Below are 14,372 nucleotides of genomic sequence, written 5' to 3' on the forward strand. Positions count from 1 at the left end.
TCGGGTGTGCGCGAGCACCGTCAGGCGCTCAAAGAAAGTCTTGGGGGATCATCCGGCGTGCGGGGCGGGGCCTCTTCGTCGCGCCGGGACCATGTACAACGACCGCCGGCCCACCATCATTCCGGGCCCGACCACCCCGCCTCGCGGGGCGTCCTCCTCGGTCGTTCACGGGGATACAACGACGCCCACCCGTCGGCCATTCCGCCGCCGGGGTGCCGCCGGTCACCCGCACGAACCGGACATCCCGCCCAGCCGGCACCTGTCGGTGGAACGCCATGGGTGTATCCGGGCGCCGGAGACAACCATGGCGTTCCACTCAGCGGGCGCGGGACAGGGTGCGCCGGCGAATGGCTTCTGCCCTGGGCAGATCCGCTCACCGTGAACATCACTCACCGAGGCGGGTGCCGAGCGGCAGGGTGGGACGTATGAGACTGCTGATGCTGGGTGGTACGGGCTTCGTCGGTGGGGCCGTCCTGAACGAGGCGGTCCGGCGGGGCTGGTCCGTGACGGTGTTCAACCGGGGGCTGCACGGCACGACGCCCGGGGGCGTACACCGGTTGCGGGGTGACCGGACCGCGCCGGACGGGTTGGCGGCGCTGGCCGGCGGCGAGTGGGACCTCGTGGTCGACACCTGGGACGGTGCGCCCCGGGCGGTCCGGGACGCGGCGCGTGCCCTGGCCGGGGCGGCGCCGCACTACGTCTACGTGTCCAGCGGCTCGGTCTACGCCCCCCCGGTCGGCCTCGGCACGGACGAGGACGCGCCGGTCTTCCCGGCCGAGGCCGACGCGGGCGACGGGGACTACCCGCACAACAAGGCGGGCGGGGAGCGGGCCGCCGTGGAGGTGTTCGGCGACCGGGCGCTGCTGGTGCGGGCCGGGCTGATCCTCGGGCCGGGCGAGGACATCGGCCGGCTGCCCTGGTGGCTGCACCGGATCGCCCGGGGCGGGGAGGTCCTGGCCCCCGGCCCGCGCGACCTTCCGGTGCAGTACGTCGACGCGCGGGACCTGGCGATCTGGCTGCTCGACCGGGGGATCGAGGGCGTCGGCGGGGCGTACAACGTGGTCAGCCGGACCGGGCACACGACGATGGGTGAGCTGCTCGACGCGGCCGTGGCGGCGACCGGCGCGACGGCGACGCTGCGGTGGACGGACCCGGGCGCGCTCCTGGCGGCCGGCGTCGAGCCGTGGAACGACCTGCCGGTCTGGATCCCGCGCGGGCACGAGTACCGCTGGTTGCAGGAGCGGGACGTCGAGCGCGCCCACGCGGCGGGCCTCACCTGCCGACCGGTGGCCGAGACGGTCGCGGACACCTGGCGCTGGCTGCGCGAGGTCGAGCGGGTGCCGGCCCGCGCGGGACGCCCGGCGCGGGCACCGGTCGGCCTGGCCCCGGAACGCGAGGCCGCTCTCCTGGCCGCCCTGCCGGCCTGACCCTCGGCCCCGCCGCCCCGCACTGCCCGGCGACCCGCTCGGCGCGCACGACGACGTGGGACGGTTGCGGCGAGGTGAGGGTCAGGCCCGCACCACCGGCAGGTCGAGCACCTCGTCGACCGGGCGGCGCGGGGTGGCGCGGCCGGGCTGGCCGAACCCGATCCGCATCACCATCTGCGGGGTGCCGAACCGGCCCAGGGACAGCCGCAGCGCCTCCCGCGCTCCGGGCACCTCGATCGGCTGGGAGAGCATCGACACGCCCAGCCCGGCGTCGGTGGCGGTGAGCAGCACCCGTTGCAGGGCCTGCCCGGCGACGATCTGGTCGGTGGCGGTGTTCCCGGCCGAGCCGAGCACGGCGACCAGCGGCTCCGGTTCGAAGTCCCGGCCGGGCGCGCGGTTGCGGCCGCCGAAGCCGCGCTGCGGCAGCAGGTCCTGCGGTTCGCTCTGCGGCCCGCCCGCGGCGGTCGGCACCCCGTCGGGGGACGGCTCGGAGCGGATCCACTCGGTCCGCTCGGTGACGTACGCGGGGTCGCGCTCCAGCACCCGGTGGGCGCTGCGGGCGATCTCGGCGAAGGCGTTGACGGCGCTGGTGCCGATGACCAGTTCCAGCCAGCACTGCTCGGCCCGGGCGGCCTCGCCGAGACGCCAGCGCGCGTCGGCGGGGACCGGGTCGGGCCAGAACGGCGCCCGGTTGCTGAACCGGCGGGCGATCGCCCCGTGCAGGCTCTGTTCGGCCGGGCTGGGGCGGCGCGGCACGTCGGGGACGAGCCGGGCCACCACGTCCGGTTCGCCGGGGTACGGGCGGAGCCGGACCGTGGCCGGGGTGCCCGCCACGGCGAGCGACAGCCGCAGGTTGAACAGGGCGGCCCCGCAGGCGATCCGCGCGCCCCAGCCGCTCGGGTCGGTGGCGGGCAGCCGGCGCAGCGGGTCGACGGCGAGTTCGATCCCGCCGTCGCGCAGCCGGAACCGCCAGGGCTGGGTGTTGTGCAGCGACGGCGCGCGCACCGCGTCCGCGGCCGCGGCCCGCAGCTGTTCGACGGTGTAGCCCGTGGTCATGGTGTTGCTCCCTCCGTGCGGGCGGTGCCGCCCTGCCGGTCGGTCCATCCCCACGGTGCGTCACCGGGCGGGTGCGTGAGCAGGGCCGGAGGTCCCCACCTCGGCGGGTCCGTCTGCCCCGGCCGCGGCGCGCGACGGTAGGGACCTTCGGCCCGTGCGCAACGCCGGGGCGGCGGGTAGAAAGGACGGATGATCCGGGTGTTCCTGCTCGACGACCACGAGGTCGTCCGTCGTGGCCTTGCCGACCTGCTGCAGAGCAGCGGCGACATCGAGGTGGTCGGCGAGTCCGGCTCCGCCCAGGAGGCGGCCCGCCGCATCCCGGCGCTGCGCCCGGACGTGGCGATCCTCGACGCCCGGCTGCCCGACGGCAACGGCATCGACGTCTGCCGGGACATCCGCGCCGTCGACTCGTCGATCAAGGGGCTGATCCTGACCTCGTACGAGGACGACGAGGCGCTCTTCGCGGCGATCATGGCCGGCGCCGCCGGCTACGTGCTCAAGCAGATCCGGGGCACCGACCTGGTGGACGCGGTCCGGCGGGTGGCGGCCGGCCAGTCGCTGCTCGACCCGGCGATCACCACCCGGGTGCTGGAGCGGATCCGCAGCGGCGTCGAGCAGCCGCGCGAGCTGAAGTCCCTCACCGAGCAGGAGCGGCGGATCCTGGAGTACGTGGCCGAGGGGCTCACCAACCGGGAGATCGCCGGCAAGATGTTCCTCGCCGAGAAGACCGTGAAGAACTACGTCTCCAGCGTGCTGGCCAAGCTCGGCCTGGAGCGGCGTACGCAGGCGGCGGTGCTGGCCACCCGGCTGCTCGGCAAGACGAACTGAGGCGCGGGCGCCCCCGCCCGGTCAGTCCCGCAGCGGGACGCTCCAGCGCAGCTCGGTGCCGTGCGGGGCGACCCGGCTGAGCTGGAACTCGCCGCCCAGCCGCTCGGCCCGCTCGCGCAGGTTCACGAGGCCGCTGCGGGCCGCCTCCGGGTCGCAGCCCACGCCGTCGTCGGTGACCGTGATGGTCACCCACCCGGCGTCGACCTGCACGCGCACCGACACCCGGTCGGCGTGCGCGTGGCGTACCGCGTTGGAGAGCGCCTCCCGGAGCACGGCCGTGAGCTCGGGGCGCAGTTGGTCCGGGACGGCGCTGTCGATGGGGCCGACGAGGTCCAGGTCGGGCCGGTAGCCCAGCGACTCGGCGGCCACCTCGATGGCCTCGCGGATCTCGGTGCGCAGCGCGGCGCTCATCGGGGTGCGCAGCTCGAAGATGGTGCGGCGGATGTCGCGGATGGTGGCGTCCAGGTCGTCGACCGCCTGGTTGATCCGCTTGGCCACGTCGGGGCGCGCGTTCATCGCCCCGCTCTGCAGTTGCAGGCCGGTGGCGAAGAGCCGCTGGATGACCACGTCGTGGAGGTCGCGGGCGATCCGCTCGCGGTCCTCCAGGACCACCAGCAGCTCCCGCTCCTCCTGGCCCCGGGCCCGTTCCATGGCCAGCGCGGCCTGGCCGGCGAAGCTGCCCAGCAGGGCCACGTCGTCCTCGGCGGCGGGACCGCGGTCGGGCAGGTGCGCGATGACCAGCACACCGTGCAGGGTGTCGGCCGCGGCGAGGGGGGAGACCACGGCCGGCCCGGCGACCACGGGGTGTGACCACGGGGCCGCCTCGGCGAGGTTCTCCAGCAGCTCGTGGCGGCGCTCGGTGACCGAGCCCACGAAGGTGGTCTCGTCGGCCGGCAGCACCTCGCCGACCAGCTTCCGCGCGCCGCCGTCGGCGTCGTCGACCACCTCGACGGTGAACTGGCGCTCGTCCTCGTCGTAGAGCAGCACGAGGGCCAGTTCCGCCTCGGCCACCTCCCGGGCCCGCCGGGCCACCAGGGTCAGCGCGTCGGTGCGGCGTACCTCGCCGAGCAGCACCGAGGTGATCTCGGCGGTCGCGGCCAGCCAGCGTTCCCGCCGGTGCGCCAGGGCGTAGAGGCGGGCGTTCTCGATCGCCACGCCGGCCGCCGCGGCGAGCGCGACCACGATCTCCTCGTCGTCCTCGGTGAACTCGGCGCCGCCCTGCTTCTCGGCGAGGTAGAGGTTGCCGAAGACGTGGTCGCGGATCCGCACCGGGACGCCGAGGAAGCTGTGCATCGGCGGGTGGTTCGGCGGGAAGCCGTAGGACAGGGCATGCTGGGTGATGTCCGGCATCCGCACCGGCCGCGGGTCGTCGATGAGCAGGCCGAGCACACCCCGCCCGTGCGGCAGGTCACCGATCTTCGCGTGCAGCTCGTCGCTGATGCCGTGGACGATGAAGTCGTGCAGCAGCCGGTCGGGGCCGATCACGCCGAGCGCGCCGTAGCGGGCGCCGACCAGCTCGCAGGCCGACTCCACGATCCGCTGGAGGGTGCTGCGCAGGTCGAGGTCGGTGCCGATGCCGACGACCGCGTCGAGCAGGGCGCGCAGCCGCTCCCGGTTGGTGACCACCTCGCCGACCCGGTCCAGCATCTCCTGGAGCAGCTCGTCGAGGCGCACCCGGGACAGCGGGGTCAGGCCCAGCGACGGGGTGGCGTGCTCGTTGCGGGGGTTCGCTGCGCTGGCCACCCGACGATGCTATCGCCCGGTGGCCGGCGGAACGAGATCCGGTCAGGGGAGCTGGCCGCGTACCGCCGAGGTGTCGACGGTCTGGGCGGTCTCCAGCCGCGGGGTGTGCGGGGGGCCGGCGTGCGTCGGGTCGGCCAGGCCGAGGCGCATCGAGATGTACGGGAAGCCCAGGCCGGAAAGCATCTGCCGGAGCGTCTGGCGGGTGCTCTCGACCTCCACCACACCGGAGAGCGGCACCAGGGACACGCCGTGCCGGGTGGCGGTGAGCCAGGCGGCGGAGAGCGCCTCGCCGGCGCGCAGCCAGCTGTCCGGCTCGTCCTCGGTGCCCCACAGGATCCCGTAGACGGCCGCCCGGTCGTGCCCCTCACCGACGGGCAGGGTGCCCGGGCCGAAGTCGCGGGCCGGGACGGTGGTCTTGGGCGCCTGCTCCGGCAGCACCTCCGGCGGGAGCCCGGTGCCGCTGCGGGCCCGGCTGGTCCAGTACGCCAGCTCCTCCTGCAGCTCCGGGCTGTCCTTCTCGACCGCGGCGGCCTGCTGAGCGGCGGCGGCCAGCTCGATCTTCTGGTCGTCGTCCAGCACCTGGAGGTTGACACCCTCCCGGGTGGCCGCCCGGTCGATCTCGCCCAGCACGGCGGTCGGGATCGGCTCGTCGCTGACCGGCCGGCGGTCGGTGTGGCGGACCTGCATGCACTGGACCGTGCGCATGGCGTCCGGGTCGGCGCCGGTGGGCTTGAACCCGGTGAGCCGGGCTACCAGGTCGGGCTGGCCGGGATCCGGCATCCGCTCGACCACCGGCGTCCACCCCTCGGCGGCCAGTGCCACCCGGGCGTGCTGCAGCGCGGCGCCGCAGCTCACCACCAGCAGCCGGCCCTCCGGGTCCAGGGCGCTGAGGTGCCGCTCCCGGACCACCCGCAACTCCAGCGAGTCGGGGAGGACGGTCCAGTGCCACGGCTGGGTGTTGTGCACCGAAGGGGCGTGGCCGGCCATTCCGGCGGCCTCCGCGAGCGCGGTGGTCAGCGGGCGATCGGTAGCCGGCGTCTCGTGGCTCATCGTCACGACCTTTCCTGTTTCTCCCCATCGTGCCCCACACCCCGGGTCGCCCGGGTGGGGATGCCGCTCCATCCTCGGTCATGTCCGGGCCGGCCGCACGCGTCGCCCGTACGGGCCCTTCGACCCGCCGCATTACCCAGGTTTGCCCTACCCGGGCCCCGAGGCCGCTGCGACGATCCACAGGTGGGGGCCGAACCGCGCGAGTGCGTACCGGAGCAACCGGTGCGGCGCCGCCGGGTCGACGTGCGGGAGTGGGGCCCGCTGATCCTGCTCACCCTGGCCGTGCTGGCCGGCGCCGGGCTGTGGTTCGCCGGGCGGCGCGGCGCGGCCGACCTGGTCTGGGCGGCGGTGACCCTCGTGGCGCTGGTGCCGGCCGTCTGGACCACGCTGCGCCAGGTCTGGCGGCGGCAGTTCGGGGTGGACGTCATCGCGGTGCTGGCCCTGGCCGGCGCGCTGCTGGTCGGCGAGTACCTGGCCGGCGCGGTGATCGCCGTCATGGTCGCCACCGGCCGGGCCCTGGAGGAGTACGCCCAGCGCCGGGCCACCCGCGACCTGCGGGCGCTGCTGGAACGGGCGCCCCGGCAGGCCCGGCGGCGCACCCCGGACGGCCGGATCGAGGTGGTGCCGCTGGACCGGGTCGCCGTGGGTGACCGGCTGGTGGTCGGCCCCGGCGACGTGGTGCCGGTGGACGGGACCGTCGAGGAGCCCGCCACGCTGGACGAGTCGGTGGTGACCGGCGAGTCGCAGCTGGTCATCCGCGCCGCCGGCGAGCAGGTCGCCAGCGGCGTGGTCAACGCCGGCGCCGGCTTCGGGCTGCGGGCCGGGAAGAGCGCGGCGGAGAGCACGTACGCGGGGATCGTCCGGCTGGCCGAGGAGGCCACCGCGCGCAAGGCCCCGATGGTCCGGCTCGCCGACCGGTACGCGGCCGCGTTCGTGCCGTTCACCCTGGTGCTGGCCGGGCTGGCCTGGCTGCTCTCCGGCGAGTTCCTGCGGGCGGTGGCGGTGCTCGTGGTGGCCACCCCGTGCCCGCTGCTGCTGGCCACCCCGATCGCCATCGTGTCCGGGCTGTCCCGGGTGGCCCGCCGGGGCGTGCTGGTCCGCGACGGCGGGTCGCTGGAGCTGCTCGGCCGCGCGCGTACCCTGCTGCTGGACAAGACCGGCACGCTCACCGCGGGCCGCCCGCGCGCCGCCGAGACGGTGGTCGCCCCCGGCGGCGACCGGGACGAGCTGCTGCGGCTGGCCGCCTCCGTCGAGCAGCTCTCCCCGCACGTGCTGGCCGCCGCCCTGGTCCGGCAGGCCCGCGACCAGGGGCTGCCGCTGGCCGAGCCGACCGGGGTCACCGAGGAGCCGGGCCGCGGGGTGACCGGCCGGGTCGACGGCCGGCTGGTCCGGGTCGGCCAGCTCGCCGGCGAGCCGCCCGCGTGGGCGCACCGGATCCGCGAGCGGGCCGAACTGGCCGGGCGCTCCACGGTCTGGGTCAGCGACGAGCACGGCCCGCTCGGCGCGATCCTGCTGGAGGACCCGGTGCGGCCGGACGCCCGGCGTACCGTCCGGCGGTTGCGCGAGGCCGGGCTGGACCGGCTCGTCATGGTGACCGGCGACCGGCCGCGTACCGCGCATCAGGTCGCGCAGACCGTCGGCGTGGACGACGTGATCGCGCAGTGCTCGCCGGGGGAGAAGGTCGCCCGGGTGAAGGCCGAGTCCGGCCGGGCGGTGACCGTCATGGTCGGCGACGGGGTGAACGACGCCCCGGCGCTGGCCGAGGCGCACGTCGGGGTGGCCATGGGCGCCACCGGGGCGACCGCCTCCGCCGACGTGGCGGACGCCGTCCTCACCGTGGACCGGCTGGACCGGCTCGCCGACGCCGTCGAGATCGCCCGGTACGCCCGCCGCATCGCGGTGCAGAGCGCCACCGTGGGGATGGCCCTGGCCGTGGTGGCCATGGTGGTGGCGGCCGCCGGCGGGCTGCCCCCGGTCGCCGGGGCGTTCCTCCAGGAGGGCATCGACGTGCTGGTGATCCTCAACGCGCTGCGCGCCCTCGGTGGCGGCCTGCGCCGCCGGGACGTGCCCCCGCACACCCGCGAACTCCTCGACCGGTACGCCGGCCAGCACGGCGGCGTCCGCGACGTGCTGGCCCGGCTCCGGGACACCGCCGACCTGGTGGCCACCCAGCCGACCGCGCCCGAGTGTGTGCCGGCGCTGCGGGAGGTGCACCGCCGGCTGGTCGAGGAGGTGCTGCCGCACGAGGCGGCCGAGGAACGGCAGCTCTACCCGGCCCTGGCCGGCCCGCTCGGCAGCGAGGAGGCCACCTCCACGATGAGCCGGGCCCACGTGGAGATCAGCCGGCTGGTGGATCGGATCGGCGGTCACCTGGCGGCCCACCCGGACGGCCGGCTGCGCCCCGACGAGGTGCCCGACCTGCTCGCCGCGCTCTACGGCCTCGACGCCGTGCTCCGCCTGCACCTGGCGCAGGAGGAGGAGGACTACTTCTCGCTCAGCCCGGCCGAGGACCGCCCCGACACCCGCTGACCCACCGGCACCCCCGTGCGCCGCCGGGGTCAGCGTTCGCGGACCACCGCGACCGGGCACTGTGAGTGGTGGATGAGCTGCTGGCTCACCGAGCCGAGCAGCATTCCCCGCAGCCCGCCCCGCCCCCGGGAACCCACCACCACGAGCTGCGCCGCGCGGCTCTCGTCGACCAGCAGCGCGGCCGGGTTGCCCGGGTTCGCCACCACCTCGACCGGCACGTCCGGGAAGGACTTCCGCCAGGGGGCGAGGTCCGCCTCGGCGGCGGCGCGCTCGGTGGCGCTGGCCTCCTCCGGGTCGAAGCCCGGCGGCACCCACCGCTCCCCGGGCGGCTCCCACACCCGCAGCGCACGCAGCGGCACGTCCCGCTGCGCGGCCCGCTCGAAGGCGAAGCCGAGCGCCTGCACGGAGGACGGGGAGCCGTCCACGCCGACCACCACCGGCCCGGAGGTGGCCGACCGGCCGTCCCGGACCACGATGACGGGGCAGTGCGCGTGGGCGGCGACGGAGACGGCCGTGGAGCCGGCGAGCAGGCCGGCGAAGCCGCCGTGGCCCCGGCTGCCCAGCACCAGCATCTGCGCGTCGGCGGAGCGTTCCTGCAGGACCAGCGCGGGCGGCCCGTCGAAGACCTCGCCCCGCACGGTGAGCCCGGGCCGTTCGGCGGCCGCGTCCGCCGCCGCCTTGCGGACCAGGTCCTCGACCTGTCGCCGGGCCGTCTCGTCGGGCCAGACGCCGGGGGCCACCCCGGGACCGATCCAGCCGGCCACGGTCAACCATTCGAAGACGTACGCCAGCCGGACCGGCCGGCCCGAGCGGCCGGCCTCGTCCAGCGCCCAGTCGAGGGCCACCGACGCGTCGGTGGAGCCGTCGTAGCCGACCAGGATCTCCTCGCTGTCCATGCTCGCGTTCACTGTCCGCTACGCACGCCCGGGTCGGTCTCCCGGATCCAGCGCCACTCGGCGACCCGGGGGTCGTCCTCGCCGTACCGGCGGGTGTAGTCGCGGCAGGCCTGCCGGGCGTCGACCATCTCCTGGCGCAGGTGGGCGGCGCGCGAGCGCAGCCCGGGCAGCCGGTCGATGACGTCGATGACCAGGTGGAAGCGGTCCAGGTCGTTGAGCATCACCATGTCGAACGGCGTGGTGGTGGTGCCCTCCTCCTTGTAGCCACGGACGTGCAGGTTGTCGTGGTTGGTCCGCCGGTAGGTGAGCCGGTGGATCAACCACGGGTAGCCGTGGTACGCGAAGATGACCGGCTTGTCGCGGGTGAAGATGGTGTCGAACTCGCTGTCCGGCAGGCCGTGCGGGTGCTCCGAGGGCGGCTGGAGGCGCATCAGGTCGACCACGTTGACCAGCCGGACCTTCAGGTCGGGCAGGTGCTGGCGGAGCAGGTCGGCCGCGGCCAGGGTCTCCAGGGTGGGCACGTCGCCGGCGCAGGCGAGCACCACGTCCGGCTCGCTGCCGTCGTCGGTGCTGGCCCAGTCCCAGATGCCCAGGCCGCGGCGGGTGTGCTGGACCGCCTCGTCCATGGTCAGCCAGTTGGGCGCCGGCTGCTTCCCGGCCACCACCACGTTGATGTAGTGCCGGCTGCGCAGGCAGTGGTCCATGGTGGAGAGCAGCGTGTTGCCGTCCGGTGGCAGGTAGACCCGGACCACCTCGGCCTTCTTGTTGACCACGTGGTCGATGAAGCCCGGATCCTGGTGCGAGAAGCCGTTGTGGTCCTGCCGCCAGACGTGGCTGGAGAGCAGGTAGTTCAGCGACGCCACCGGCTCCCGCCACGGGATCTGCCGGGTCACCTTGAGCCACTTGGCGTGCTGGTTGACCATCGAGTCGACGATGTGGATGAACGCCTCGTAGCTGGTGAAGATGCCGTGCCGGCCGGTCAGCAGGTAGCCCTCCAGCCAGCCCTGGCACAGGTGCTCGGACAGCACCTCCATCACCCGGCCGTCGGGGGAGAGGTGGTCGTCGCCCGGCAGCCGGCTGCCGACGAACGCCCGGTCGGTGACCTCGAAGACGGCGCTGAGCCGGTTCGAGGCGACCTCGTCCGGGCCGAACAGGCGGAACGTCTCCGGGTTGCGGGTGATGACGTCCCGGACCCAGGGGCCCAGCGCACCGGCGGCGCCGGCCATCGGCGTGCCCGGCTCCTTGACGTCGACCGCGTAGTCGCGGAAGTCGGGCAGCTCCAGCTCGCGCAGCAGCCGGCCGCCGTTGGCCACCGGATTGGCGCTCATCCGCCGGTCCCCGGTCGGCGGCAGGTCGGCCAGCTCGGCGACCGGCCTGCCGGTGGCGTCGAACAGCTCCTCCGGCCGGTAGCTGCGCAGCCACTGCTCCAGCTCGGCCAGGTGCGCCGGGTTTTTCCGGACCGCGTCGATCGGCACCTGGTGGGCGCGGAAGGTGCCCTCGACCTGCTTGCCGTCGACGTCCTTCGGCCCGCTCCAGCCCTTCGGCGTCCGGAGGACGATCATCGGCCAGCGGGGGCGCTCGACCTCGCCGCCGGAGCGTGCCCGGCGCTGGATCGCGGCGATCTCGTCGACCGCCCGGTCCAGCGTCGCGGCGAGGGCCTGGTGCACCCGGGCCGGGTCGTCACCGGCCACGACATAGGGCTGGTAGCCGTAGCCGCGCATCAGGTCGAGCAGGTCCTCCGAGGGGATCCGGTCGAACACCGTCGGGTTGGCGATCTTGTAGCCGTTGAGGTGCAGGATCGGCAGCACCGCCCCGTCCCGGGCCGGGTTGAGGAAGACGTTGGACAGCCAGCTTCCGGCCAGCGGGCCGGTCTCCGCCTCGCCGTCGCCGACCACGCAGGCCACCAGCAGGTCCGGGTTGTCGAACGCGGCCCCGTACGCGTGGCTCAGCGCGTACCCCAGCTCGCCGCCCTCGTGGATCGAACCCGGCACCTCCGGCGCCACGTGGCTGGGGATGCCGCCGGGGAAGGAGAACTGGCGGAACAGCCGCTGCATGCCGGTCTCGTCGCGGGGGATGTGGTGGTAGAGGTCGCTGTACGTGCCCTCCAGCCAGGTGTTGGCCACCAGGGCGGGACCGCCGTGGCCGGGGCCGGTGACGAAGATGGCGGACAGGTCGCGGGCCACGATGACCCGGTTGAGGTGGGCGTAGAGGAGGTTGAGGCCGGGGCTGGTGCCCCAGTGCCCCAGCAGCCGCGGCTTGATGTGCTCGGGCTTGAGCGGCTCGCGGAGCAGCGGATTGTCGAGCAGGTAGATCTGCCCGACGGTCAGGTAGTTCGCCGCACGCCAGTAGGCGTCGAGCCGACGCAGCTCGTCTTCGGTCAGTGGGCTGTGCAGGTCCAGAGCGGTGTCCATGCTGCGTTAGCCTCTCGCGGCTCGGGGTCTTGTGCCACCCGGGAGCGGATCCGCCGCCCCCGGCCCGTCCAGCCTCGCCCTCCGGCCGGCGGACGCGTCAGGGTCGTAGGTCCCGGGCCGGGCCGGCGTCACGACCCCTCCCCGTCGTCGGGGTCGAGTCCACGAACGACGATCACCGGGGCCGGCGAGTGGTAGAGCAGCGTCTGGCTGACCGCGCCCAGCATGCTTCGCAACGGGTCGTCGCCGCGCGCCCCGACCATGGCCACCTGCGCCGAGCGCGACTGTTCCACGAGGACGGCGCCGGGGTCGCCGCGGATGGTGTGGCACTCGGCGGCCACCCGGGGATGCCGGGCCGCGTGCCGCGCGACGGCCTGGTCGAGCAGGCCGTCAGCGCCCTCGGGGTGCTGGTTGGGCTCCACCACGTGGATGGCGAGCAGTCGGGCGCCCCGGCGTTCGGCGCAGTCGAAGGCGTAGCCGAGGGTGGCGCGGGAGCTGTCCGACGCGTCGAAGCCGACCAGCACCGGGCCCGGCGGGGGCGGTTCGAGCCGGCCGACCAGCACCGGGCAGCCGGCCCGGGCGGCGAGCTGCACGGCGGGCGCGTCGGCCGGTACGCAGGCCGCGCAGCCGGCCATGCCGCCGTCGCCGATGGCCAGCAGGAACGCCGAGTCGGAGGCCCGGATCAGCGCCTCGACCGGGGAGCCCTCGACGATCTCGTCGGTCACCGGCACGGTGGGCGCGGCCTCGGCGGCCGCCCGGCCGGCGTGTTCCAGTAGTTCCTCGGCGGCGGCGCGCGGGCCGCTCACCGAGAACGACTCCAGGGCCGCCGCCCAGTTGAAGGCGTGCAGCAGGTGCAGGGGCCGGTCGTGCACGGCGGCCTCCGCGGCGGCCGTGCGGACCACCTGGAGGTCCTCGGCCGAGCTGCCCACGCCGACCACCACCGCGCCGTGGGTGGGTGCGGGCATCCCGGCTCACCTCCCGACCGCGCTCTCCTCACCCACCGTAGTCGGGTGCTTGCGCGCCCGGACCGGGTCAGCGGAACTGGAGCCGGTTCACCGTGTCGAAGACCCGGGCGCCGAGCAGCCGGCGGGTGTGCACCATGGCCCAGGCGGCGGCGGTGACGAGGTAGCGGGTGCGCGGCCGGCGGCCGGTCACCGCGCGTTCGATGACCCGGGCCACGGTGTCCGGCGTGGCGGAGAGCAGCCGGTTCCGGTACGACCGCGCCATCACCGTGTCCACGGTCTCGACCATCCTCCGGTACGGCCCGGTCGGGTCGGTCCCGGCGCCCAGGGAGGAGGAGGCCACCGCGCCGAAGCCGGTGCGGATCAGGCCCGGCTCGACGACGGCCACGTCGACGCCGAACGGGCGCACCTCCTGGCGCAGGGCGTCGGAGATCGCCTCCACGGCGTACTTGCTGGCGTGGTAGTAGCCGCCGCCGGGGAAGACCAGCCGCCCGCCCATCGAGCTGACGTTGACGATCCGGCCCCGGCCTGCCCGGCGCATGCCGGGCAGCACGAGCTGGGTGAGCCGGGGGAGCCCGAAGACGTTGGTCTCGAACTGCGCGCGCACCCGGTCGAGCGGGGTCTCCTCGATGGGGCCGTACTCGCCGTAGCCGGCGTTGTTGACCAGCACGTCGACGTGGCCGTGCGCGGCCTCGACCGCGGCCACCGCGGCGCGCATCGATTCCTCGTCGGTCACGTCGAGGGCGAGCAGGCGGGCGCCGGAGTCGGCGAGGTCGGCGATGGCGTCGAGGTTGCGCGCGGTCGCGTGCACGGTGAGGTCGGGGCGGCGGACGAGCCGGCGGACGGTGGCCCGGCCGATGCCGGAGGAGGTGCCGGTGACGAGGACGGTGGTCATGCGGGGTCTCCCGGGTGGGTGGGCAGGCCCGCGACGACGAGCGCGACGCCGTCGCGCAGCCGTCGCCGGGGCAGGTCGGGGTCGGTGAGGTCGGCCTCCAGGCCGCGGGTGAGCGCGACCAGCACGTCGGCCACCGCACGGGCGCGCGGCCCGGCGGCGTCGGCCAGCGCGCCGGCCACCACGTCGGTCAGCTCCCGGGTGTACGCCTCGACGAGGTCGCCGGTGAGCTTGGTGCTGGTGTCGAGCAGTTCGGTGGCGTGCCGGCTCTCCCGGTGCAGCCGCAGGGTGAGTTCCAGTTTGGCGGCGAGCACGTCGTGCAGCCGCCGCGCCAGGTCGGCGCCGGGCGTGGCGACGGCCTGGCGGGCCTGGGCGAGCGAGCCGTCGAAGAGCCGCTCGGCGAGCCGGCGGTAGGCGTCGTCCTTGTTGCGGACGTACTGGTAGACGGCGGGGCGGGACATGCCGGCGGCGGCCGCGATGTCGTCCATCGTCGTGCGCCGCATCCCGTGCCGGGTGAAGCACTCGTACGCGGCGGTCAGGATCGTCTCCAGCCGGTCGTTCGACATGCTGACGACTCTTGC

11 protein-coding genes are annotated in these 14,372 nt (G+C 75.0%); 3 read left to right on the forward strand and 8 right to left on the reverse strand.

What is annotated here, in order from left to right:
- Nucleotides 1-425: 425 nt before the first annotated feature.
- On the forward strand, nt 426-1,427 hold the full coding sequence (locus FXF50_RS26390; RefSeq protein ID WP_148431639.1) for an NAD-dependent epimerase/dehydratase family protein: 1,002 nt from the start codon (nt 426-428) through the stop codon (nt 1,425-1,427).
- Between the two features lie 81 nt (nt 1,428-1,508).
- Here FXF50_RS26390 and FXF50_RS26395 read toward each other — a convergent pair whose 3' ends face one another.
- On the reverse strand, nt 1,509-2,483 hold the full coding sequence (locus FXF50_RS26395; RefSeq protein WP_148431640.1) for a nitroreductase: 975 nt from the start codon (nt 2,481-2,483) through the stop codon (nt 1,509-1,511).
- Between the two features lie 189 nt (nt 2,484-2,672).
- Here FXF50_RS26395 and FXF50_RS26400 point away from each other — a divergent pair, with 189 nt between their 5' ends.
- Entirely contained in the window at nt 2,673-3,311 is a 639-nt protein-coding gene (locus FXF50_RS26400) for a response regulator transcription factor (RefSeq protein WP_091311481.1), read from the forward strand.
- A gap of 21 nt (nt 3,312-3,332) precedes the next feature.
- Here the strand turns inward: FXF50_RS26400 and FXF50_RS26405 are convergent, their stop codons facing one another.
- Both FXF50_RS26405 and FXF50_RS26410 read right to left on the reverse strand, forming a co-directional pair.
- Nucleotides 3,333-5,003 (reverse strand): GAF domain-containing sensor histidine kinase, encoded by a 1,671-nt coding sequence (locus tag FXF50_RS26405; RefSeq protein ID WP_187399834.1) that lies wholly within the window; start codon nt 5,001-5,003, stop codon nt 3,333-3,335.
- Nucleotides 5,004-5,096: 93 nt separating this feature from the next.
- Entirely contained in the window at nt 5,097-6,104 is a 1,008-nt protein-coding gene (locus FXF50_RS26410) for a nitroreductase family protein (RefSeq protein ID WP_148431642.1), read from the reverse strand.
- 183 nt (nt 6,105-6,287) lie between these two features.
- On the opposite strand from FXF50_RS26410, the gene FXF50_RS26415 reads away from it, so the two are divergent.
- On the forward strand, nt 6,288-8,633 hold the full coding sequence (locus FXF50_RS26415; protein ID WP_148431643.1) for a heavy metal translocating P-type ATPase: 2,346 nt from the start codon (nt 6,288-6,290) through the stop codon (nt 8,631-8,633).
- 29 nt (nt 8,634-8,662) lie between these two features.
- Here the strand turns inward: FXF50_RS26415 and FXF50_RS26420 are convergent, their stop codons facing one another.
- The 5 genes from FXF50_RS26420 to FXF50_RS26440 form a co-directional block, all read right to left on the reverse strand.
- Nucleotides 8,663-9,529 (reverse strand): universal stress protein, encoded by an 867-nt coding sequence (locus FXF50_RS26420; RefSeq protein WP_148431644.1) that lies wholly within the window; start codon nt 9,527-9,529, stop codon nt 8,663-8,665.
- Nucleotides 9,530-9,537: 8 nt separating this feature from the next.
- A complete protein-coding gene (locus FXF50_RS26425; RefSeq protein ID WP_148431645.1) occupies nt 9,538-11,940 on the reverse strand; it encodes a phosphoketolase in 2,403 nt (800 codons plus the stop codon).
- A gap of 128 nt (nt 11,941-12,068) precedes the next feature.
- Nucleotides 12,069-12,902: a universal stress protein gene (locus tag FXF50_RS26430; protein ID WP_148431646.1), complete on the reverse strand. Its 834-nt coding sequence runs from the start codon at nt 12,900-12,902 to the stop codon at nt 12,069-12,071.
- Nucleotides 12,903-12,969: 67 nt separating this feature from the next.
- On the reverse strand, nt 12,970-13,794 hold the full coding sequence (locus FXF50_RS26435; RefSeq protein ID WP_148431647.1) for an oxidoreductase: 825 nt from the start codon (nt 13,792-13,794) through the stop codon (nt 12,970-12,972).
- The gene (locus FXF50_RS26440) at nt 13,791-14,357 is read right to left on the reverse strand and encodes a TetR/AcrR family transcriptional regulator (RefSeq protein WP_148431648.1); all 567 of its coding nucleotides are present in this window, start codon (nt 14,355-14,357) and stop codon (nt 13,791-13,793) included. The genes FXF50_RS26435 and FXF50_RS26440 overlap by 4 nt, the downstream gene beginning before the upstream one ends.
- Between the last annotated feature and the right edge of the window lie 15 nt (nt 14,358-14,372).

The organism is Micromonospora sp. AP08, assembly GCF_008085935.1.
In the GTDB taxonomy this organism is placed as follows: Bacteria; Actinomycetota; Actinomycetes; order Mycobacteriales; family Micromonosporaceae; genus Micromonospora; species Micromonospora chersina.

What these genes read in the sequence shown, in the direction of transcription:
- FXF50_RS26390 (WP_148431639.1), top strand. Translation starts at nt 426, where the DNA reads ATGAGACTGCTGATGCTGGGTGGTACGGGCTTCGTCGGTGGGGCCGTC.
- FXF50_RS26420 (WP_148431644.1), bottom strand. Translation starts at nt 9,529, where the DNA reads ATGGACAGCGAGGAGATCCTGGTCGGCTACGACGGCTCCACCGACGCG.
- FXF50_RS26430 (WP_148431646.1), bottom strand. Translation starts at nt 12,902, where the DNA reads ATGCCCGCACCCACCCACGGCGCGGTGGTGGTCGGCGTGGGCAGCTCG.
- FXF50_RS26435 (WP_148431647.1), bottom strand. Translation starts at nt 13,794, where the DNA reads ATGACCACCGTCCTCGTCACCGGCACCTCCTCCGGCATCGGCCGGGCC.
- FXF50_RS26425 (WP_148431645.1), bottom strand. Translation starts at nt 11,940, where the DNA reads ATGGACACCGCTCTGGACCTGCACAGCCCACTGACCGAAGACGAGCTG.
- FXF50_RS26440 (WP_148431648.1), bottom strand. Translation starts at nt 14,357, where the DNA reads ATGTCGAACGACCGGCTGGAGACGATCCTGACCGCCGCGTACGAGTGC.
- FXF50_RS26410 (WP_148431642.1), bottom strand. Translation starts at nt 6,104, where the DNA reads ATGAGCCACGAGACGCCGGCTACCGATCGCCCGCTGACCACCGCGCTC.
- FXF50_RS26395 (WP_148431640.1), bottom strand. Translation starts at nt 2,483, where the DNA reads ATGACCACGGGCTACACCGTCGAACAGCTGCGGGCCGCGGCCGCGGAC.
- FXF50_RS26400 (WP_091311481.1), top strand. Translation starts at nt 2,673, where the DNA reads ATGATCCGGGTGTTCCTGCTCGACGACCACGAGGTCGTCCGTCGTGGC.